The organism is Rhodopseudomonas parapalustris, from assembly GCF_053772255.1.
Genome location: NZ_JAMKBZ010000005.1, coordinates 212,067 through 233,112, shown reverse-complemented (window position 1 = coordinate 233,112; position 21,046 = coordinate 212,067). Strand labels below are relative to the sequence as shown.

Annotated in this window: 21 protein-coding genes; 12 read left to right on the top strand and 9 right to left on the bottom strand. The window is 66.5% G+C overall.

The features are described 5' to 3' along the window. Positions 1-39 precede the first annotated feature (39 nt). Positions 40-567: a ubiquinol-cytochrome c reductase iron-sulfur subunit gene (gene petA, locus M9H71_RS07350; protein WP_415218826.1), complete on the bottom strand. Its 528-nt coding sequence runs from the start codon at positions 565-567 to the stop codon at positions 40-42. Positions 568-841: 274 nt separating this feature from the next. Here petA and M9H71_RS07345 point away from each other — a divergent pair, with 274 nt between their 5' ends. The 3 genes from M9H71_RS07345 (at position 842) to M9H71_RS07335 (ending at position 2,247) form a co-directional block, all read left to right on the top strand. Continuing rightward, positions 842-1,297: a tRNA (cytidine(34)-2'-O)-methyltransferase gene (locus tag M9H71_RS07345; RefSeq protein ID WP_455404393.1), complete on the top strand. Its 456-nt coding sequence runs from the start codon at positions 842-844 to the stop codon at positions 1,295-1,297. Positions 1,298-1,309: 12 nt separating this feature from the next. Then, positions 1,310-1,942 carry a 7-carboxy-7-deazaguanine synthase gene (queE, locus tag M9H71_RS07340; protein ID WP_455404392.1) on the top strand — a complete coding sequence of 211 codons (633 nt, stop codon included), beginning with the start codon at positions 1,310-1,312 and terminating at the stop codon, positions 1,940-1,942. 77 nt (positions 1,943-2,019) lie between these two features. Then, positions 2,020-2,247: a YodC family protein gene (locus M9H71_RS07335; RefSeq protein WP_455404391.1), complete on the top strand. Its 228-nt coding sequence runs from the start codon at positions 2,020-2,022 to the stop codon at positions 2,245-2,247. Positions 2,248-2,388: 141 nt separating this feature from the next. Here M9H71_RS07335 and M9H71_RS07330 read toward each other — a convergent pair whose 3' ends face one another. The 4 genes from M9H71_RS07330 to M9H71_RS07315 are packed head-to-tail and all read right to left on the bottom strand — an operon-like array spanning position 2,389 to position 5,187. Beyond that, positions 2,389-3,645 carry a CCA tRNA nucleotidyltransferase gene (locus M9H71_RS07330; protein WP_455404390.1) on the bottom strand — a complete coding sequence of 419 codons (1,257 nt, stop codon included), beginning with the start codon at positions 3,643-3,645 and terminating at the stop codon, positions 2,389-2,391. Further along, positions 3,642-3,905 carry a DUF6111 family protein gene (locus M9H71_RS07325; RefSeq protein WP_455404389.1) on the bottom strand — a complete coding sequence of 88 codons (264 nt, stop codon included), beginning with the start codon at positions 3,903-3,905 and terminating at the stop codon, positions 3,642-3,644. Before M9H71_RS07325 ends, M9H71_RS07330 begins: the two co-directional genes overlap by 4 nt. Next, positions 3,902-4,567: a CoA pyrophosphatase gene (locus M9H71_RS07320; protein ID WP_455404411.1), complete on the bottom strand. Its 666-nt coding sequence runs from the start codon at positions 4,565-4,567 to the stop codon at positions 3,902-3,904. The genes M9H71_RS07325 and M9H71_RS07320 overlap by 4 nt, the downstream gene beginning before the upstream one ends. A gap of 8 nt (positions 4,568-4,575) precedes the next feature. Beyond that, the gene (locus M9H71_RS07315; protein WP_455404388.1) at positions 4,576-5,187 is read right to left on the bottom strand and encodes a DUF1285 domain-containing protein; all 612 of its coding nucleotides are present in this window, start codon (positions 5,185-5,187) and stop codon (positions 4,576-4,578) included. 234 nt (positions 5,188-5,421) lie between these two features. On the opposite strand from M9H71_RS07315, the gene M9H71_RS07310 reads away from it, so the two are divergent. The 4 genes from M9H71_RS07310 (at position 5,422) to M9H71_RS07295 (ending at position 12,410) form a co-directional block, all read left to right on the top strand. Then, positions 5,422-6,426: an AAA family ATPase gene (locus M9H71_RS07310; protein WP_230762242.1), complete on the top strand. Its 1,005-nt coding sequence runs from the start codon at positions 5,422-5,424 to the stop codon at positions 6,424-6,426. Then, positions 6,426-7,358, top strand: coding sequence for a DUF58 domain-containing protein (locus M9H71_RS07305; RefSeq protein WP_455404387.1), 933 nt, complete (start codon positions 6,426-6,428; stop codon positions 7,356-7,358). Before M9H71_RS07310 ends, M9H71_RS07305 begins: the two co-directional genes overlap by 1 nt. Further along, a complete protein-coding gene (locus M9H71_RS07300; protein WP_455404386.1) occupies positions 7,355-10,180 on the top strand; it encodes a DUF4159 domain-containing protein in 2,826 nt (941 codons plus the stop codon). Before M9H71_RS07305 ends, M9H71_RS07300 begins: the two co-directional genes overlap by 4 nt. A gap of 166 nt (positions 10,181-10,346) precedes the next feature. Next, entirely contained in the window at positions 10,347-12,410 is a 2,064-nt protein-coding gene (locus M9H71_RS07295) for a hypothetical protein (protein WP_455404385.1), read from the top strand. A 35-nt stretch (positions 12,411-12,445) separates the two neighbouring features. On the opposite strand, the gene M9H71_RS07290 is transcribed toward M9H71_RS07295, so the two are convergent. The 3 genes from M9H71_RS07290 to M9H71_RS07280 all read right to left on the bottom strand — a co-directional run bounded on the left by M9H71_RS07290 (position 12,446) and on the right by M9H71_RS07280 (position 16,259). Then, positions 12,446-13,300, bottom strand: coding sequence for a TIGR01459 family HAD-type hydrolase (locus M9H71_RS07290; protein ID WP_455404384.1), 855 nt, complete (start codon positions 13,298-13,300; stop codon positions 12,446-12,448). A gap of 12 nt (positions 13,301-13,312) precedes the next feature. Next, positions 13,313-14,815 (bottom strand): EAL domain-containing protein, encoded by a 1,503-nt coding sequence (locus tag M9H71_RS07285; RefSeq protein ID WP_455404383.1) that lies wholly within the window; start codon positions 14,813-14,815, stop codon positions 13,313-13,315. A 97-nt stretch (positions 14,816-14,912) separates the two neighbouring features. Continuing rightward, a complete protein-coding gene (locus M9H71_RS07280; RefSeq protein WP_455404382.1) occupies positions 14,913-16,259 on the bottom strand; it encodes an aminotransferase class III-fold pyridoxal phosphate-dependent enzyme in 1,347 nt (448 codons plus the stop codon). 213 nt (positions 16,260-16,472) lie between these two features. Between M9H71_RS07280 and hisS the strand changes: the two genes are divergently transcribed. The 3 genes from hisS (at position 16,473) to M9H71_RS07265 (ending at position 18,716) form a co-directional block, all read left to right on the top strand. Then, complete coding sequence (hisS, locus tag M9H71_RS07275) at positions 16,473-17,969, top strand: histidine--tRNA ligase (RefSeq protein WP_455404381.1); 1,497 nt, start codon at positions 16,473-16,475, stop codon at positions 17,967-17,969. A 138-nt stretch (positions 17,970-18,107) separates the two neighbouring features. Continuing rightward, complete coding sequence (locus M9H71_RS07270; protein ID WP_107354528.1) at positions 18,108-18,311, top strand: tautomerase family protein; 204 nt, start codon at positions 18,108-18,110, stop codon at positions 18,309-18,311. Positions 18,312-18,320: 9 nt separating this feature from the next. After that, positions 18,321-18,716, top strand: a complete 396-nt coding sequence (locus M9H71_RS07265; RefSeq protein WP_455404380.1) for a thioesterase family protein — start codon at positions 18,321-18,323, stop codon at positions 18,714-18,716. An 84-nt stretch (positions 18,717-18,800) separates the two neighbouring features. Here the strand turns inward: M9H71_RS07265 and M9H71_RS07260 are convergent, their stop codons facing one another. Then, positions 18,801-19,196 carry a chemotaxis response regulator CheY gene (locus M9H71_RS07260; RefSeq protein WP_455404379.1) on the bottom strand — a complete coding sequence of 132 codons (396 nt, stop codon included), beginning with the start codon at positions 19,194-19,196 and terminating at the stop codon, positions 18,801-18,803. A 429-nt stretch (positions 19,197-19,625) separates the two neighbouring features. Between M9H71_RS07260 and M9H71_RS07255 the strand changes: the two genes are divergently transcribed. After that, positions 19,626-20,483, top strand: coding sequence for a 23S rRNA (adenine(2030)-N(6))-methyltransferase RlmJ (locus M9H71_RS07255; protein WP_455404378.1), 858 nt, complete (start codon positions 19,626-19,628; stop codon positions 20,481-20,483). Positions 20,484-20,755: 272 nt separating this feature from the next. Next, positions 20,756-20,968 (top strand): cold-shock protein, encoded by a 213-nt coding sequence (locus M9H71_RS07250; protein ID WP_016844477.1) that lies wholly within the window; start codon positions 20,756-20,758, stop codon positions 20,966-20,968. The last annotated feature ends 78 nt before the right edge of the window (positions 20,969-21,046 follow it).

Genomic DNA, 21,046 nt, shown 5'->3' with positions numbered 1-21,046 from the left:
ATGCGATCCTAGTAAGCAATGGTACTGCGCGCGGGAACGTCAACCGATCTGGACTTTGCTGTCGGAGACGAATTGGTAGGGGGGAATCGGCAGGTTGAGCGGCGCAGGCCCCTGGCGGATACGGCCGGAGCTGTCGTACTGCGAGCCGTGGCACGGGCAGAAGAAGCCGTCGTACTTGCCCTCGTGCGCGATCGGGATGCAGCCCAGATGGGTGCAGATGCCGACCACCACCAGCCAGTTCTCGTGGCCTTCCTTGGTCCGCGCCTGATCGGTCTGCGGATCCTTCAGATCGGACAGCGGCGTGTTGCGCGCTTCCTCGACCTGCTTCGGGGTCCGGTTCATGATGTAGATCGGCTGACCGCGCCAGAACACCTTGATGTCCTGACCTTCAGCGATCGGGGTCAGATCGACTTCGATCGGAGCGCCGGCAGCGATGGTCGACGCGTCCGGGTTCATCTGCGAGATGAACGGCCATACCGCGGCCGCCGCACCGACGGCGGCAACCGCGCCGGTTGCGATGTAGAGAAAATCACGGCGTGTCGGTTCCGCCGAAGCCTCTGTCGTCACGATCCCAAGCCCTTTCATCTCTGCGACCGGCACAGCGCTCTCGGCAAATCTGCGAGATCATTGCCCGGGGAGGTCGCGAGATCGGCGGCCTTCAGATGCCCCGGGCCGCTTGTCATGGCCGGTCGGGTAGAACAGACAGTCCAGAATCGTTCTATTGGCACCCTTGCCGGTAGAGCGCAAGCCCGCGAACGGCTAATTGGCGCGCCTCAAACGATTCAAGGACGTGTCAGAACACAGCGCACGTTATCGTTCAGTTGATAGGGAGCATTACGGGATGCGGATCGCCTTGTTTCAACCCGATATCCCGCAAAACACCGGCACTATTCTTCGGTTTTGCGCTTGTTTGGACGTCGAAGCGCACATCATCGAGCCGGCCGGCTTCCCGACTTCCGATCGGCATTTCCGCCGCGCCGGGATGGACTACCTGGATCAGGTCAGCATTGTCCGGCACGATTCCTGGCTAAAATTCGAGCAATGGCGGGAAAACACCGGCTGCCGGCTGATTTTACTTACGACCAAAGGAGAAAGGCCTTATTTCCAACAGCGTTACCAGCCGACTGACGTACTGATGCTCGGCCGCGAAAGCGCCGGCGTCCCGGACGAGGTCGCGGCCGCCGCGGACGCCAGGGTAGTAATTCCCATGCAGCCCGGCCTGCGCTCGCTCAACGTCGCGATGGCCGCGGCGATGGTGACCGGCGAGGCGCTGCGGCAAATCCAGTTCGCACAGTAAGGACCGACGCAGGTGAGCTACGCGGTTAAGGAGATCTTTCTGACCCTGCAGGGTGAAGGCGCCCATGCCGGCCGCGCAGCCGTGTTCTGCCGGTTCGCTGGGTGCAATCTGTGGACCGGCCGCGAGCAGGACCGCGACCAGGCGACCTGCAAATTCTGCGATACGGACTTCATCGGCACCGACGGCACGCTCGGCGGGCGATACGCGGACGCCGACCAGCTCGCCGACACGATCGCAGCGCAATGGAGCGGCGATGCGCGCGACCGCTACGTCGTGATCACCGGCGGCGAGCCGCTGCTGCAGCTCGATTCCGAACTGATCGCTGCGCTGCACGCGCGCGGCTTCGAAATCGGCGTCGAGACCAACGGCACGATCGCGCCGCCGGACGGCATCGACTGGCTGTGCGTCAGCCCGAAAGCCGGCGCCGACCTGCGCATTCGCAGCGGCGATGAATTGAAGCTGGTGTATCCGCAGCCGGGCGCGATGCCGGACGACTTCGCCGCACTCGATTTTGCGCGGTTCTCACTGCAGCCGATGGACGGCCCGGAGCGCGACGACAACACCACCCGCGCGATCGCTTACTGCCTGCAGCATCCGCAATGGCGGCTCAGCCTGCAGACCCACAAGATCACCGGCATCCGGTAGCTCGCGCCGGCGTGATCGGGCTGTCATGACGAATCGCTAGACTCGCCTCAAGGTCAACAACCGAGCGGGAGCCGACCATGGACTTGAAACCGGGCGATATCGTCATGCTGAAATCCGGCGGCCAGGCGATGACGGTGGCGGAAGCCAATGCCGACAGCGCGACATGTCTGTGGATGGGCGAGGACGGCGATCTGTTCCGCGAAACCCTTCCGCTCGCCGTGCTCGACTCGATCGCCGTCGAAGTCGGCGACGATGATGAAGATGAAGACGACGATCTCGACGACGAGCAGACCAAGGTCGCCTGAACGAGCAGGCTGTCTTCGCCTTGACTGGCGCGGCCGCAGACCATTGCGGCTGCGCACTTTCCCGGACCAGCCGGACGCGCGCCGTCGCCACGCGCCGCATTTTGTTCGGTGATAATCGCCGCTTCCGCGACAGCCGTCCGACTACAACAGATGGTCGCGCGCAAACCGCGCTGCGGTCTGATCAGCGATGGTGCGAAGTGCGGCCGGATCGAGCGGAAAGTCTGCGGCGAGCCAGGCATCTTCAGCCAGTGTCAGAACATGGCCGAGCGCCGGACCGGCGGCGAAGCCGCGGGCGAGAAAATCGGCGGCCTTGAGCGGAAACGTCGGCGCCTGCCAGCGCTGCGGCAACGCGATCTGCCGATGCCACGGCGCCGGATCGGCGGTGCGGCCGGCGCGCGCCCAGGCCAGCATCATGCGATCGTGAAACCGCGCTTCGCCGAGCCGATACAGCCGCCGCCGTGCGGTGGCTTCGTCCATGCCGGCGAGCCGCCACCAGCGGTGCCCCATCGAGTCGAGCCGCTTGGCTTCCACGTTCGACAGCCGCAGCCGCTGCGCCAGGCGCTTCGCGTCCTCGGTCACGGCGACCGCCAGCGCGCCGAGCCGCCGCACCGGATCAGCGTCGAGCCCGAGCGCGCGTTCGGCGCCGATCATCGCGGCGAACGCGCCGAGATAGGTGACACCGCCGAGCACGGCGAGCAGCAGCCCGCCGTCGGCCATCGCCACCACCGAGGCTTCGGCGCCGTCGGCGATCATCAGCTTCAGCATCTCCATCCGGAGCCGTTCGGCGGACAACGTCGAAAGCCCGCTGCGACCACGGATGCAGGCCAAATACGCGTCACGGTCCGGCGCGCCGACGCCGTAGGCAGCGTGGATGCGGAAGAACCGCAGGATGCGCAAGTAATCCTCGGCGATGCGCTGATCCGGATCGCCGATGAAGCGCACCCGCCGTGCCGCGATGTCGGCGAGGCCGCCGACGTAATCATGCACCGTGCCGTCGGCCGACATCGACAAGGCGTTGATGGTGAAGTCGCGGCGCTGCGCGTCGCGGTCCCAATCGCGGCCGAACGCCACCTTAGCCTTGCGGCCGAAGGTCTCGACATCCTCGCGCAGTGTGGTGATTTCGAAGCCATGGCCGTCGAGGACCAGCGTCACGGTGCCGTGCTCGATTCCAGTCGGCACCGCCTTGATGCCGCCGGCCTTGGCGCGGCGGATCACGTCTTCCGGAACTGCGGTCGTCGCGATATCGATGTCGCCGATCGGCTGGCCCAGCAACGCGTTGCGCACGGCACCGCCGACCACCCGCGCCTCTTCGCCGTCGCCGTTCAGCAGCGCGAGCACCCGCGCCGCCGGTCCCGTGTGCAGCCACGGTGCATCGTTGCGCACCGGCACGTCGGTCATTTCTCGTCCCCAGGCACCAGCCTGCCGTTCTCCAGATGCGCCGGGACATAGGTCGATCCCGGCGGTGCGCCCGAATATTGCACCAACAGCAGCAAGCTCAGGATCACCAGCACCAGCGCCGCAGCTGTCAGCCACCCGACCACGCGCAGCGGCCAGGACGCAGGATGCAGCATTGCCGATCGCGTGGCGATCAGGAAGATCGCGTAGAGCACGAAAGGTATGAGGAATATTCCGACCTCGGTGAGTACCGCACGAATCATGGCAGACAGACTCGCTCGTACAACACGCGCAGGATGCCGGCGGTCGCACCCCAGATGTAGCGCTCGGCGAACGGCATCGCGTAGTAGGAGCGCTGCGCGCCGCGGAATTCCTTGCTGTGCAACTGATGATTGCCAGGGTCCATCAGGAACGCGAGCGGCACCTCGAAGGCGTCGTCGACCTCCGATTTGTTGATCGCGAGTTCGAAGCCGGGACGTACCCGCGCCACGGTCGGCAAGATCCGGAAACCGAAGCTGGTGCCGTAGACGTCGAGATAGCCGATCGGCTCCACGTAAGAACGATCGAGCCCGATCTCTTCTTCAGCCTCGCGCAGCGCCGCGTCGAGCGGTGAGTTGTCGGTGGCGTCGATCTTGCCGCCGGGAAACGCGATCTGGCCGGCATGGTCGTTGAGATGCGCCGCCCGCATCGTCAGCAGTACGGTCGGTTCGGCGTGTTCGACCACCGGAATCAGCACAGCGGCGGGGCGGATCGGCCGCTCCTGCGCGATCGTGCGCAGCATCTGGTCGTTGCCCGCATCGCCGGTGGACGGAATCACGGCCGCGTCGGTGAGTGCCGGAGGCACGTCGAATCGCAGCCGCCGCAGGGCGCGATCGAAGAATTCCGCCGAACTGATGCTGCTACTGGCAGACTGCGTTCCCGTCATCGGTTCGGTCAATGCGCTTCCCTCATCAGCTCGGCATCGGCCATGGCGAAGAATGCGCCGCCGGAGGCAATGCCGAACATCGAGTGACCATCGACCACCCGCTCCTCACCGATGTCAACCAGATCGTAATACACCGCCCGCGTCACCTTGGCCCATAGATCGGCGCGTACGTGAAGGTACGGAGTCACTCCGCCGTCCGCGGCGACCTCGAACCTGAGCCGGTGATCAGCGTCACAAGCGACCCAATCGTCGACATTGGTGCGGAAGCGCAGCAGCGGGCCGCGATCGTCCTGATCCTTCACCATCTCGACAGCGAGAAACGGCGCGTCGTCGACGGTGATTCCGACCTTCTCGACCGGAGTCACCAGAAAGTGCTTGTCGCCTTCGCGCTTCAGAACGGTCGAGAACAGCCGCACCAAGGCCGGTCGGCCGATCGGCGTGCCGAGATAGAACCAGGTTCCGTCGGCGGCGATGCGCATGTCGAGATCGCCGCAGAACGGCGGATTCCACAGATGCACGGGCGGCAAGCCCTTTCCCTTGGCGGCGCTCGCCGCAGCGTCCCGCGCGGCCGCGGTGAGGCCGTCGAGATTGTGCGATGAACTCTGCCCTTGCTTCGCCATTGTTTACCCTGACCTTCGATTTACGCCCTGGCACGATAGCTGCACCATTTCGCCATGCGCAGCATGATTTAACTCTCCACAACGTGATCCGCGCCAACCCGCGATGTTCATAATGTGGGGAAAGATTTGGCGAATGAAACCAGGGCCTTCGCTGTATCGCGACGAACAGCCTAACATGGCTGAGGCGAAAACAACCGGCCCGGCGGCGACGGGTGTGGACAGGAGAGACGAGATATGGCCGGCGCAGACAGTGTCGAGAAGCTGGAAGATGTCATCGTCCGCTCGGCCGAGCAGGTCGCGGGCGAAGTGCGCGCCGCCAAGGAGGCGATCTCGACCGTGATCTTCGGTCAGGATCGCGTCGTCGAAAATACATTGGTGACAATTCTGTCCGGCGGCCATGCGTTGCTGATCGGCGTGCCCGGCCTCGCCAAGACCAAGCTGGTGGAAACACTGGGCGTCACACTCGGACTCGACGCCAAGCGGATCCAGTTCACGCCCGACCTGATGCCGTCGGATATTCTCGGCGCCGAAGTGCTCGACGAGACCACCGCCGGCAAGCGCTCGTTCCGCTTCATCGCCGGCCCGGTGTTCGCGCAACTCTTGATGGCCGACGAAATCAACCGCGCCAGCCCGCGCACCCAATCGGCGCTGCTGCAGGCGATGCAGGAGCAGCACATCACCGTCGCCGGCGCGCGGCACGATCTGCCGAAGCCGTTTCATGTGCTGGCGACGCAGAACCCGCTGGAGCAGGAGGGCACCTACCCGCTGCCCGAAGCCCAGCTCGACCGCTTCCTGATGGAGATCGACGTCGACTATCCGGATCGCGATGCCGAGCGCCGCATCCTGTTCGACACCACCGGCGCCGAGCAGAGCGCGCCGAAGGCTGCGATGAGCGGCGAAACCCTGCTGTCGGCGCAGCGGCTGGTGCGCCGGCTGCCGGTCGGCGATTCCGTGGTGGAAGCGATCCTGTCGCTGGTGCGCTCGGCACGTCCGGGCCCCGAGGCCGGCGAACTCGGCAAGCTCATCGCCTGGGGCCCCGGACCGCGCGCCAGCCAGTCGCTGATGATGGCGGTGCGCGCCCGCGCGCTGCTCGACGGCCGACTCGCCCCCTCGATCGACGACGTGCTCGACCTCGCCGAGCCGGTGCTGAAGCATCGTATGGCGCTGACGTTCTCGGCGCGCGCCGAAGGCCGCACCATTGCGGACGTGATTCAGAAGCTCAAGAGCCGGATCGGCTGATGGCGCAGCCGGCCGAGCATCGCACCCAGGAGACGCTGGCGGTCCGCCGCGCGGACGGCGAGAGCCGCACGCTGGCGGCGTCGCTGCCGCGACTGATGCTCGAAGCCCGCCGGATCGCCAACAACGTCACCCACGGCCTGCACGGCCGCCGCCGCGCCGGCGCCGGCGAGAACTTCTGGCAGTATCGCCGCTTCGTGTCCGGCGAGCCGGCACAGAACGTCGACTGGCGCCGCTCGGCGCGCGACGATCATCTCTACGTCCGCGAGCTGGAATGGGAAGCCGCGCACACCGTCTGGCTGTGGCCGGACCGGTCGCTGTCGATGGCGTTCGCCTCCAAGGGCGCGCGCGACAGCAAGTTGGAGCGCGGCCTGATCGTGGCGTTCGCGCTGGCCGAATTGCTGGTCGCCGGCGGCGAGCGTGTCGGCATTCCCGGACTGATGAACCCGACCTCCAGCAACAACGTCGTCGACAAGATGGCTCAGGCGATCCTGCACGACACGCGCACGCGCGACAGCCTGCCGCCGTCGTTCGTGCCGTCAGCGCTGGCCGAAATCGTGGTGCTGTCGGATTTCTGGTCGCCGGTCGGCGAGATCCGGCAAATGCTCGCCGGTCTGTCAGCTTCCGGTGCGCACGGCACGCTGGTGCAGATCGTCGACCCGGCCGAGGAGAGCTTCCCGTTCTCCGGACGGGTCGAATTCGTCGAGCCGGAAGGCGGCAGCACGATCACCGCCGGCCGCGCCGAGAAATGGGCGACCGACTACGTCGCGCTGGTCGCGGCGCATCGCGATGCGATCCGCGCCGAGACGGCGAAGCTCGACTGGCTGTTTTCGACCCACACCACCTCGCGCTCGGCCGCCGAGCTGCTGCTGTTCCTGCACGCCGGTATGACCACCGCCAAGGATGCCGGCGGCAAAGCGGGGCGCGGCGCATGATCGGCGCCCTGCCCCTTTCGTTCGCCCAACCGCTGCTGCTGATCGGCCTGCTGGCGCTGCCGGCGCTGTGGTGGCTGCTGCGGGTGATGCCGCCGCGGCCGCGCCGGGTGGATTTTCCGCCGACCCGGCTGTTGTTCGAGATCGCTCCCAAGGAAGAAGCCCCGTCGCGCACGCCGTGGTGGCTGACCGCGCTGCGGATGCTGGCCGCGGCGCTGGTGATCATCGCGCTCGCCGGCCCGATCTGGAATCCGCAGACCGCCGCCGGCGGCAGCCGGACGCCGCTGTTGATCCTGCTCGACGACGGCTGGAGCGCAGCGTCGAGCTGGGAGGCGCGGATCAAGGCGGCCGACGAGCTGATCGCGGAGGCCGACAGCGCCCGCCGCCCGGTGGCGCTGGCGCCGCTGTCGGAGACGACGCGCGATCCGGCGCTGATGCCAGCCGGCACCGCGCGGGTGTCACTGCGCCAGCTAGCGCCGAAGCCCTATGCGGTCGAGCGGGTCGAGGCGCTGCCCGGGATCGAGCGTTTCCTGAAGGCCACCGGCGACGCCGAACTGGTGTGGCTGACCGACGGCGTCGATACCGGCCGCGGCAGCGACTTCGTTGCCGGCCTGAAGAAGCTGGTGCAGAACCGCAACGTCACCATCGTCGAGGGCGGCGCCCCGCCCGCCCATGCGCTGGCCGCCGCCGACAACGCCGCGGCGAAGATGACCGTCAAGGTGCTGCGCGCCGGTAGCGGCGGCGTCGATGCCGGCGTGGTCCGCGCGCTCGACGCCAAGAGCGCGCCGATCGGCGAGGCCCGATTCAGCCTCGCGCCGGGCGCCACCGAAACCGAGGCGTCGTTCGACCTGCCGGTCGAGCTGCGCAACGACATCGCCCGGCTGGAGATCGCAGGCGAACGCTCTGCCGGCGCCGTGCAGCTCCTCGACAAGCGCTGGCGCCGCCGCGCCGTCGGCATCGTCTCCGGCGCCAGCAGCGATACCGCGCAGCCGCTATTGGCGGCGACGTTCTATCTGACGCGCGCGCTGTCGCCGTTCGCCGATCTGCGCCAGGGCGACCGCGGCGCGCCGCAGCAGGTGATCGCGCAGTTCCTCGACCAGAAGCTGCCGATGATCGTGCTCGCCGATGTCGGCGCGCTGTCGCCGGAGATCCGCCAGCGCCTTGACGCCTGGATCGAACAAGGCGGCGTGCTGGTGCGGTTCGCCGGCCCTCGGCTCGCCCGCCAGGACGACGACGATCTGGTGCCGGTGAAGCTACGCAAAGGCGGCCGCAGCCTCGGCGGCAGTCTGACCTGGGAGAAGCCGCAGAGCCTCGCGGCGTTCTCCGCCGACGGCCCGTTCGCGGGGCTCGCCGTGCCGACCGACGTCACCGTCAACCGCCAGGTGCTGGCCGAGCCGGACGCGACGCTGCCCGGCAAGAGCTGGGCCTCGCTCGCCGACGGCACGCCGCTGGTCACCGGTGAACATCGCGGAAAGGGGCTGGTGACGCTGTTCCACGTCAGCGCCGACATGCGCTGGTCGAACCTGCCAATGTCCGGCACCTTCGTCGAAATGCTGCGCCGGCTGGTCGATCTGTCCGGCTACACCTCGACGCCCGGTGCCGGCGTCGCCGCCGATGCGAACGCCGCCGAAACCGTGTCGCCGCTGCGCACGCTTGACGGCTTCGGCGCGCTCGGTCCGCCGCCGGCCTCCGCCAAGCCGATCCCGGCCGATTATCGCGAGCGCGGCTCCGCTGAACATCCGCCCGGCTTCTACGGGCCCGCCGACGGTCCGATCGCCGTGAATGCGCTCGCCAGCGCCGACCGCATCGCCCCGCTCGATACCTCGGCGATCGACGCGCGCCGCGCCGCCTATAGCAACGCCGAGCCGCGCGATCTGCGCGGCATGCTGCTGGCCTCCTCGCTCGGCCTGTTCGGGCTCGACGCGCTGATCGTCGCCGTCCTCGGCGGCGGACTGGCGGCGCTGTTGACGCGGCGGCGCCGCGCCGCCACCGCCGCGTTGGCGCTGATCGTCGCGCTGCCGCTGGCGGCGCTGCCCGCACCGCTGCACGCGGAGTCCGCCAAGGACGAGTTCGCCATCAAGGCGACGGCGCAGACCCACCTCGCTTATGTGATCACCGGCAATGCCGACGTCGATGCCATCGTCAAAGCCGGGATGAACGGCCTGACGCTGTTCCTGGCGCAGCGGACCGCGCTCGAAGCCGGCGAGCCAATCGGCGTCGATCCGGCGCGGGACGAGCTGTCGTTCTTCCCGCTGATCTACTGGCCGGTGGTCGCCGGCGGCCCGAAGCCGCCGCAAGCCGCGCTCGACAAGATCGACGCTTACATGAAGCAGGGCGGCACCGTGATCTTCGATACGCGCGATGCGATCGAAGCGACGCCAGATCCGAACGGTGCGTCGCAGACGCCGGGCATGGTGACGCTGCGCGGGATTCTGTCGTCGCTCGACGTGCCAGAGCTGGAGCCTGTACCGCGCGAACACGTCCTGACCAAGACGTTCTATCTTCTGCGCGACTTCCCCGGCCGCTTCACCGCGGGCCAGACCTGGGTCGAAGCGCTGCCGCGCGAGAACGACGACGATGACACCACCCGACCGGCGCGCGGCGGCGACGGCGTGTCGCCGATCATCATCACCTCCAACGATCTCGCCGGCGCCTGGGCGATGCGCCCCGACGGCCAGCCGATGCTGCCGCTGACACCGGGCGAGCCGCGCCAGCGCGAATTCGCCTTCCGCGCCGGCGTCAACATCGTGATGTACACCCTGACCGGCAACTACAAGGCCGACCAGGTCCACGCCCCGGCGCTGATCGAACGGTTGGGGCAGTGATGCAACATCGACAACAATCGAGCGAGGCATCCTTCACCTCTCCCATGGGGAGAGGTCGGCGCGCAGCGCCGGGTGAGGGGTTTCGCCCTCTCAATAGGTCGTACCCCCTCACCCCAACCCTCTCCCCATGGGAGAGGGAGCAGGCAGCATCCGGAGCGAGCACCTGATGCACTACGGCATCGCCTTTGCGCCTCTCGTCCCGACCGCCGTGCTGTGGGTCGCGATCGCTGCTGTTGCGTTGATCGCGCTGATGCTGCTGGTCGGGCGGTCGCGCGGCGCCTGGATGCGGATCGCGGCGCTGGCGTTGATCGTGCTGGCGCTGGCCAATCCGTCGTTCACCCGCGAGGAGCGCGAGCCGCTGTCGTCGGTTGCCGCGGTGGTGGTCGACAAGAGCCCGAGTCAGAATTTCGGCAAGCGCACCGAGGAAGCCGAACAGGCCAAGGAAGCGCTGGTCGATCGGCTGAAGCAGATCAAGGGGCTCGAGGTTCGCGTCGTCGAGGCCGGTCAGGCCGACGGCGAGACCGACGGCACCAAGTTGTTCGGCGCGGTGACCTCGGCGTTGTCCGACGTGCCGACCGACCGCGTCGCCGGCGCTTTCCTGATCACCGATGGCCGGGTCCACGACATCCCGGCGAACGCCCAGGCGCTCGGCTTCCAGGCGCCGGTGCAGGCGCTGATCACCGGCCGCAAGGACGAGCGCGACCGCCGCATCGCGATCCTGGCGGCGCCGCGGTTCGGCATTGTCGGGCAGACCCAGACCATCACCTACCGCCTCGACGATCAGGGCATCACCGGCGACCGCGCCCGCGTCGTGGTGCGGCGCGACGGCGAGGTGCTGAACCAGCGCACTGTACTGAGCGGCCAGACCGTCAGCGTCGACGTCGACATCAAGCACGCCGGCCAGAACATCGTCGAAATCGAAGCCTCGCCGGTCGAGAACGAGCTGACGCTGGTCAACAACCGCGCCGTGGTGTCGATCGACGGCGTCCGCGACAAGCTGCGGGTGCTGCTGGTGTCTGGCGAGCCGCATTCCGGCGAGCGCACTTGGCGCAACCTGCTGAAATCCGACGCCAGCGTCGATCTCGTGCACTTCACGATTCTGCGGCCGCCGGAGAAGCAGGACGGCACGCCGATCAACGAATTGTCGCTGATCGCGTTTCCGACCCGCGAGCTGTTCCAGCAGAAGATCAACGAGTTTCAACTGATCATTTTCGACCGCTACGCCCGCCAGGGCGTGCTGCCGATGGCGTATTTCGACAACATCTCGCGTTATGTCAGGAACGGCGGTGCGGTGCTGGTGTCGGCCGGGCCGGACTACGCCTCGACCACCTCGATCTGGCGCACCCCGCTCGACACGCTGCTGCCGGCCGAGCCGGTCGGCGTCACCGAGAAACCGTACTACGCGCGGCTATCGGACGCCGGCAAGCGCCACCCGGTGACGCGCGGGCTGGAAGGCTCGAGCTCCGAGCCGCCGCATTGGAGCCGGTTCTTCCGCACGGTCGACACCCGCAACACCACCACGCCGCCGCTGATGACCGGCGCCGACAACATGCCGCTGCTGCTGCTGTCGCATTTCGGCGAGGGCCGCGTCGCGCTGCTGCTCTCCGATTACATTTGGCTGTGGGCGCGGGGCTACGAGGGCGGCGGGCCACATCTCGATCTGCTCAGGCGGATGTCGCACTGGCTGATGAAGCAGCCCGACCTCGACGAGGAAGCGCTGCGGCTCAAGGCCGACGGCAAGACCCTCGAAGTGCTGCGGCAGACGATGGGCGAGTCGGTACCGCCCGTGACCGTCACCTCGCCGTCCGGCAAGACCCGCGACCTGACGCTGACGGCCGGCGATCCCGGGATCTGGCGGGCGACATTGCCGGCCGACGAACTCGGACTGTGGTCGGCGACCGACGGCACGCTGAAGGCGCTGATTAATGTCGGCCCGGTCAATCCGAAGGAATTCGCGGAAGTCACCTCGACCACCGAAGCGCTGAAGCCGCTGGCGCAGGCGACCGGCGGCGATGCGCGGCGGATCGCCGAGAGCGGCAGCGTCGAGCTGCCGCGTATCGTTCCGGTCACGTCGGCGACGATGTTCCGCGGCGACGGCTGGCTCGGGGTGCGGATGCGCGACGCCAGCGTGGTCACCGGCGTCGGCGTGCTGCCGGTGTTTACCGGCCTGATCGGCCTGTTGCTGCTGCTCGGCGCGTTCGCCGCGACCTGGCTGCGCGAAGGCCGCTGATCCTCGTTCGCAACGAAGATCGAGCGGAGCGGCGCTTACCAGCGCAGCTCGCGGGTCAGCGCCAGCGGCGGGTGACCGAACAATTCGGTGACCGCGGCGGTGTCGAGCCGGTCGATTCCCTCGAACGCGTCGGCATGGATGCCGCGGGTGACGAACAGCAGGTCGATGCCGTAGCCCTGCGCGCCGGCCAGATCGGTCCGCACCGAGTCGCCGATCGCCAGCACCCGCTCGGCCGGCGTATCCTTGCCGCGAATGTCGCGAGCCAGCGCCATCGCCCGGTCGTAGATCGGCCGGTGCGGCTTGCCGTAAAAGATCACCTCGCCACCGAGCTCGCGATACAGCTCGGCGATCGCGCCGGCGCAATAGATCAGCCGGTCGCCGCGCTCGACCACGATGTCAGGATTGGCGCAGACCAGCGTCAGCTTGCGCGCCAGCGCCTGCCCCATCATCTCGCGATAGTCTTCGGCCGACTCGGTCTCGTCGTCGAACGGGCCGGTGCAGATGATGTAGTCGGCAGCTTCGAGCGGCGTCAGCCTGGCGTCGAGCCCACGATAGATCGAATTGTCGCGGTCCGGACCGAGCCAGTAGACCGACTGGCCCGGATGTTCGGCCACATAGATGCGGGTGAGATCGCCCGACGACACGATCGCGTCGTAGCAATCGTCAGGCACGTTCAGCTTGCGGAGCTGGCGCTGCACCGAATCCGCCGGCCGCGGCGCGTTGGTGATCAGCACCACGGTGCGGCCTTCGTCGCGCGCGATCTTCAGCGCCGCGCAGGCGTCGGGAAACGACTCCAGGCCATTGTGCACCACGCCCCAGATGTCGCTGAGCACGACGTCGACCGAGCCGACGAGCTCGCGCAGATGCTCGACAAAACGCAGCGTGGTCATCGGCTGGAACGATCAGAACGGGCCGGCGGCGCGGCGCACGAGTGCGGCATTGCCGGTGACGCGCGCCGGCTCGATGCGGGCGAGCGGGGCCTGCGGAATCTTGCCTGGATCAAGATTGAAGTCCTGCTGGGCCGGGGCGGCGGAAGCCGGCGCGGCCACGGTGGTGGCGGTCTCGGGCCGCAGCGGACGGGGTGCTGCGAATAAGAATCCCTGCCCAAACCGCACATCGTAGTCAAGCAGGTCGACCACCACGCGTTCGCCCTCGATGCGCTCGGCGATCAGATCGATGCCGAAGCGCCCCAGCAGATCGGACAGATCGACCGGATGGATGTCGGCGGACGCCGTATCGTGCGCCGCCAGCAGCAGCGGTGCCGGAACCTTGATGAAGCGGACGCCGCGGTCGGCCAGTTCGCGCGGCTCGAACCGCAGATCGGTGACGTGGTCGATCGAGAACCGGAAGCCGCGCTGCGCCAGCGCCGCCAGATGCTCGGCCTCGATCGGGCCGAGCTTGCGCAAGGTGCTCTGCTTGAATTCGAGCACCAGAGACGGCGCCAGCGTGCGGTTGGCCTCGAGGAAATCGAGGCACTGCGCGAACGCCGTGGTGTCGGCGAGAGTGGCCCCGGCGATGTTGACGAAGAGACCGACCTCCTTGTTGCGCAGCAGCAGGCGACGCACGACCTGCACGGCGCGCAGCAGAATGGCGAGATCGATCCGTCCCATCAGGCCGGCCGCATCGGCGATCGGAAGATAATCGTCGGCCGCGATCGACTGATCGGCTTCGTCGCGCAGCCGGGTCACCACCTCGTAGGCGCGCACCTTGCGCTGCGGCAAGGTCACCATCGGCTGCAAATGAAGATCGTAGCGCTCGGCCTCGACCGCGCTCTTGACCGCCTTCAGCAACTGCGCCGCATCGGAACGCGGCGAAGCTTCGGCGGACACGACGACGGACGGTGGCTTGACCTCGGGCGCGGCGCCGGTTCCCACAGGCGCCGGAACGGCAGCAACCGGCGCTGGCACGACCGGCGTGCCCGGAGCCGCAGGCGCCGCAACCGGCTCGCCGAGTTCCAGCGGCGGGGGTGCCGCCTCGTTGCGGATCACGCTCCGCGCGGCGACGGTCAAGAGTTCTTCGTGGGAAGCGACCGAGGCGGCGAGCTGCTGCACCAAGGCGCCGAGTTCGTCGATCTCGTTGGAGACGTGCTGAACGCGGTCCTGCTGGGTGGACTGCGCCGAGACCAGCTTGGCCTCGACCACCGCGAGCCGGCGCCCGATGTCACCGACCTGACGGGCGAGATCGGCGGTGCCGCGCGACAGGTCGGCGATCTGATGCCCGGCCTCGGCGCGGTCGCGCATCCGCATCGAAACCGCCTGATACAGCACGAACAAGGTCAGCGCCGTCAGGCCGACCAGCGCCGCCTGCGCCACGCTGAATCCGGCGACCGCATACACCACCATGCCGAGCGAGGTGGCGATCAGCACCATGCAGACGGCGATGAAAATGGTCGAGATGCGGATCATTTAAGCCGGTGGTTGCCTGCCGATCCGCCATCTTTGTCGATTCGGCGGACGAGTCCACTGGATTCGTCCGCCATCCCAAGGGGATATCCGGCGGATATCAGGCGACCGCGCGGATCACCTTACCAACCTTGTCGACGATCTCGCCGATATGGTCTTCGCTGAGGATCAGCGGCGGGGTCAGCGCCAGGGTGTCGCCGGCGATCCGCAGCATCAGCTCGTGATCGTGGAACGCGGCATTCATCGACTCAAAGCCGCGCTTGCCGACGGCATCGGCGATCGGGGCCAGATCGATGCCGGCGGTCAGGCCGACGGTGCGGATGTCCACCACGTTCGGCGCGTCCTTCAGCGACATCACCGCCTCGGCGAATTTCGGCTCCAGCGCCTTTGCCCGCTCGAACAGCTTCTCGTCGCGATAGATGTCGAGGGTGGCGATGCCGGCGGCGCAGGCCAAAGGATGGGCCGAATAGGTGTAGCCGTGGGCCAGCTCGACGGCGTGCTCCGGACCGGTCATGAAGGCATCATGGATCTCGGCCGAGGTGATCACGCCGCCCATCGGCACCGCGCCGTTGGTAACGCCCTTGGCGAAGGTGATCATGTCCGGGGTCACGCCGTAACGTTCGGACGCGAAGGCATAGCCGAGACGGCCGTAGCCGGTGATGACCTCGTCGAAGATCAGCAAGATGCCGTGCTTCTTGGTGATCTCGCGCAGGCGCTTCAGATAGCCCTTCGGTGCCGGCAGCACGCCGGTGGAGCCGGCCATCGGCTCGACGATCACCGCCGCGATGGTATTGGCGCCGTGCAGATTGACGAGGCCCTCGAGCGCGTCGGCGAAGTGCGCGCCATATTCCGGCTCGCCCTTGGTGAAGGCCTGCTTGTCGCGATCATACGTCGCGGGCAGATGATCGACGCCGTTCAGCAGCGGGCCGAACATCTTGCGGTTGTTGCCGATGCCGCCGACCGTGGTGCCGCCGAAGCCGACCCCATGATAGCCGCGCTCGCGGCCGATCAGGCGGGTGCGCGAGCCCTGGCCCTTGATCTGCTGATAGGCGACCGCGATCTTCAGCGCGGTGTCGCCGGCTTCCGAGCCCGAATTGCAGAAGAAGACGTGATCGAGGCCCTGCGGCGCCAGATCGGCGATCCGGCTGGCGAGCTCGAACGCCTTCGGCTGGCCGAACTGGAACGGCGGCGAATAATCGAGCTCGTCGGCCTGCGCCTTGATCGCCTCGGCGATCTCCTTGCGGCCGTGGCCGGCATTGGTGCACCACATACCCGAGGCGGCGTCGATGATCTTGCGGCCATCGGTGGTGATGTAGTGCATGCCCTCGGCGCCCACGACCATCTTGGGCGCGCGCTTGAAGGCCCGGTTCGCGGTAAACGGCATCCAGAACGCGTTCAGATCGTTCGGCGCGTTGACGGCGGACGTGGGCTTGATCTTGTCTAACATGGGGCTCCTCATGCACTGCGCGGCCGGGGGTGAAGGCGCGGCACGGTATCAGCTTCGCGCCCTGACGGGAACGCCGCGAGCCAGCAAATTTCCGTGGGGCTTCCATCTGTTAATGGACGCCACCGGCGGGAGATTTGCGCTGGATCATGCAACCCCGCCTTGCTGCGACGGACAGCGGCTGATACCAACCCGGCCCTGACTTGGAAGGCGACGATGGCTGAAAAACCGAAAAAACCCTCGAAACTGCGAGCCCGGCTGCCGCGCGGCCTCGCCGATCGCGGCCCCGCCGAGATCGCGGCGACGCGCGCCATGGTGGAGAAGATCCGCGAGGTGTACGAACGCTACGGCTTCGAGCCGGTCGAGACCCCGGCGTTCGAATACACCGATGCGCTCGGCAAATTCCTGCCCGATCAGGACCGCCCCAACGAGGGTGTATTCTCGCTGCAGGACGATGACGAGCAGTGGATCAGCCTGCGCTACGACCTGACCGCGCCGCTCGCCCGCTACGTCGCAGAGAATTTTGACGCACTGCCGAAGCCGTATCGCAGCTACCGGTTCGGCTGGGTGTTCCGCAACGAAAAGCCCGGCCCCGGCCGCTTCCGCCAGTTCATGCAGTTCGACGCCGACACCGTCGGCGCCCCGACCGCCGCCGCCGACGCCGAAATGTGCATGATGGCGGCCGACACCATGGAAGCGCTCGGACTCAACGGAAAGTATGTTGTCCGTGTCTGCCACCGCCAGATTCTCGATGGCGTGATGGAGGCTGCAGGCGTTCCGGAAGGATTGTCCCGCCTTACCGTATTGCGAGCGATCGATAAATTGGATCGCTTAGGTCTCGAAGGTGTTGGCGCGTTACTCGGAAAGGGACGGCGCGACGAAAGTGGTGATTTCACGAAAGGCGCCGAGCTCGAACCTGATGTAATCGACAAGATCATGCGTTTCGTGACCGTCGCAAACTTGGGCGCCGAGGCCACTATGCATGCATTCGATACTGGAGTTGTCCAGGCGTCGATGAACGGCAGAAAAGGGGTCGATGATATCGAGACCATCGCCAACCTGATTTTGGCAGCAGGATATCAGGACAAGGTCAAATTGGACTTTTCGATCGTTCGCGGGCTTGAATACTACACTGGCGCTGTATTCGAAATCGAACTGCTGCTCGACACCAAGGACGAGAAGGGCCGCCCGGTGCGGTTCGGCTCGGTCGGCGGCGGCGGGCGTTACGACGGCCTCGTCTCGCGTTTCCGCGGCGAGCCGGTGCCGGCGACCGGGTTCTCGATCGGCGTGTCGCGGCTGCAGGCGGCGCTGACGCTGATCGGCCAGCTCGACAACAAACCGCAGGCAGGCCCCGTGGTCGTCACCGTGTTCGGCGGCGAGATCGCGGGTTACCAGAAGATGGTCGCCACCCTTCGCAAAGCCGGCATCCGGGCGGAATTGTACTTGGGCAATCCCAAGCACTCGCTCGGCCAGCAGATGAAATACGCCGACAAGCGCAACTCGCCCTGTGCCATCATCCAGGGCTCGGACGAGAAGCAGCAGGGCATCGTGCAGATCAAGGACCTGATCCTGGGCGCCGAACTGGCGTCGCTGGAGAAGGACCGCGACGAGTACTTGAAGAAGCAGGCCGAAGCGCAGTTCTCCTGCGAGGAGGACGAATTGGTCACCAAGGTGCAGGAACTGCTGCAGCGCCGCGGGGTGAGCTGGGGCTGAAACCGTCGTTCCGGGGCGCTTGCGCAGCAAGCGAACCCGGAACCCCGAGGTTTGGGCCGCTGCGAGATTCCGGGTTCGCGCTTCGCGCGCCCCGGAATGACGAGAAGAAAAAGATTGTAGCAAGGGGAGAAACCACCGATGCCCGAGATCACCGTCAACATGGCCGTGGGCCGCACCGACGAGCAGAAGGCCGGGATGATGCGCGACATCACCCAAGCGCTGGTGACGCATCTCGGCGTCGCCGCCGAGGACGTGGTGATTCAGATCAACGAGGCGCCGCTCACCAACAAGATGAAGGGCGGCAAGACCTTCGTGGAGCGCAAGGCGGCACAGGGCAAGTAGGTCAGCATCATGGATGCGCGCGACTTCATCACCATCGGCATGAGCGCCGAACGGCTCACCACGGTGACGCAGGACATCACCGTGCAGCACTTCGTGCCGTACATGCCGGCGGTGTTCGCCACCCCGATGATGATCCTGGTGATGGAAATGACGTCGGGCGACGCGATCGCGCCGAAGCTGCCGGACGGCTGGGTGACGGTCGGCAGCGAAGTCGACATCCGGCATCTGGCGCCGGCCTTCGTCGGCCAGACGGTGCGAACCACGGCGACCGTGAGCGCGGTGGAGCGCCGGGTGATCCGGTTCGAGGTCGCCTCGTTCCTCGGCGACCGCAAGGTCGGCGACGGCCGCCACGCCCGCGGTCTGGTCGACGTCGCTCTGTTCACCAAACGCTTCGCCGCGGGCTGAGCCTTAGCCTCTATCCCAAAAGCAAACGCGCCCCTCGATGAGGAGCGCGTCGGAAAGCGTGCGGAGAAGCGAAGGTGGGCCGGCTTACGCCGCGACGTGATCCGGGAACACCGCCTCGATCTTGGTCTTCAGCGTCGCCGCGTTGAACGGCTTGACGATGTAGTTGTTGACGCCCGCTTTCTTGGCGGCGATCACGTTCTCGGTCTTCGATTCCGCCGTGATCATGATGAACGGGGTCTGCGACAGATTGGGATCGGCGCGGACTTCCTTGAGCAGGTCGTAGCCGGTCATCGGCTCCATGTTCCAGTCGGAAATCACCAGACCATACTTCTTGGTGCGCATCTTTTCGAGCGCTGCCGAGCCGTCGCTGGCATCGTCGATATTCTCGAAACCGAGCTGCTTGAGAAGATTACGAATGATCCGGATCATGGTGCTGTAATCGTCCACCACCAGAACCGACATCGACAAATCAACCGCCATCTTCAACTCCCCAAGGCGCCGCAGGGTGGTTCGACCACCGCCCGACCGGCCGGCTAACGCAGGTTCCCTTGAAAGTCCTGGCGTACAACCGCCGGTCTTTCGCAAGCCAAGAACTAGCATCGGGGGTTAAACAGCGCGTTAATCGACGCGCCGTACACGCGCCCGTCAAATTCGTTTGTCTTTTCAAGATACTTGCCTGGCACCTCGAAGCGGAACCGGTACGCCCCCAGTATTGCTACCAGGGCGCGAAACAGACATTCCCGAACGATCGCGGACCCCTCCGCCCCGGCAAAATCAACGCGGGTCCCCGGCCCTGCTCGCGCGTTTCGGGCGAGTGGGCACCGGTTCGCGCCGAGAATTCGCGTCAAAATGCAACGACAGCTCCGGTTCTGATTCAATCAGGAGCGGAAATGCTCTACGGCTCGGCGCATGAATTATCGTCACGCCTTCCACGCTGGCAACTTCGCCGACGTGATCAAGCATTTCGTGCTGGTCCGGATCCTGACCTATTTGCAGGACAAGCCGGCCGCGTTCCGGGTGATCGACAGCCATGCCGGCGCCGGCCTGTACGATCTGACCAGCGACGAGGCCCGCCGCGGCGGCGAGTGGGCCACCGGGATCGCCCGGGTGCTGCAGGCGCGGTTCTCCGATCCGGCCTACGCGCTGATCGCGCCCTATCTCGACATCGTGCGGGCGTTCAATCCGCAGCGCGAGCTCACCGCCTATCCGGGCTCGCCGCTGATCGCGCGCGCCCTGCTCCGTCCCCAGGACAGCCTGGTGGCTTGCGAGCTCGAACCGGTGGCGCGCAAGCAACTGATCAACGCGCTGCGCCACGATCCGCAAGGCCGGGTGGTCGATCTCGACGGCTGGACCGCGCTCACCGCCTTCGTGCCTCCGAAGGAGCGCCGCGGACTGGTGCTGATCGACCCGCCGTTCGAGCGCAAAGACGAATTCGAGCAGATCGCCGCCAAGTTCGGCGCAGCCTACGCCAAGTGGCCGACCGGCGTGTATCTGATGTGGTATCCGGTGAAGAACCGCCGCGCCACCGAGACCCTTGCGGCTGCCGTCGCCGCGACCACCGCGGCGGCCGGCGCCGACAAGTGCCTGCGTCTGGAGTTCAGCGTCGCGCCGCAACAGCCGAACGGCGCGCTGACGTCGACCGGACTGCTGATCGTCAACCCGCCATGGACTCTCGCCGACGAGCTGAGAACCGTTCTTCCCGAGCTGGAGCGACCACTCGGGCTCGGTGGGGTCGGACGTTACCGCCTCGAATTCCAAAAGCCCTGATTACTCATCTGCTGCCTGCATCAGCTTGCGAAAAGTCACAACTCGACCGTAGGCAATCAGTGTATTTCCGTATTATGCTAGTTCCATTGGACTGGCTTTACGTTCCGCTTCCGCAAATGGGGGCGGCGGAGTGACAAGGCCTCAAGCGTAGTTGCTTGGACCGGCAATCAGTCGCAGGTCCCGCTCTCGGCCAAGCTATCCGGCAAGCGAAATGCCAGGTCGCACCGTCGCGCTCGCGCGCCACGGAAAGCATGCTGGGAGGAGTTTCCGGAATGGCAATGACGGGAACGGTGAAGTTCTTCAACGGGGAACGCGGCTACGGCTTCATCAAACCTGATGACGGCGGCCGCGACGTGTTCGTGCACATTACCGCAGTCGAACGTGCCGGCTTGAAGGACCTGACCGAAGGGCAGCGTATTACGTTCGAAGTGGAACCCGACAAGAAGGGCAAGGGCCCAAAGGCGGTCAATCTGGTCGTATCGTAGCGCCGCCGACCGACGCTGACGGCGGCCGCGCGGCGCGGTCGCTGCGGCCCGGCGATGCACGAACGATGCGCGCGACTG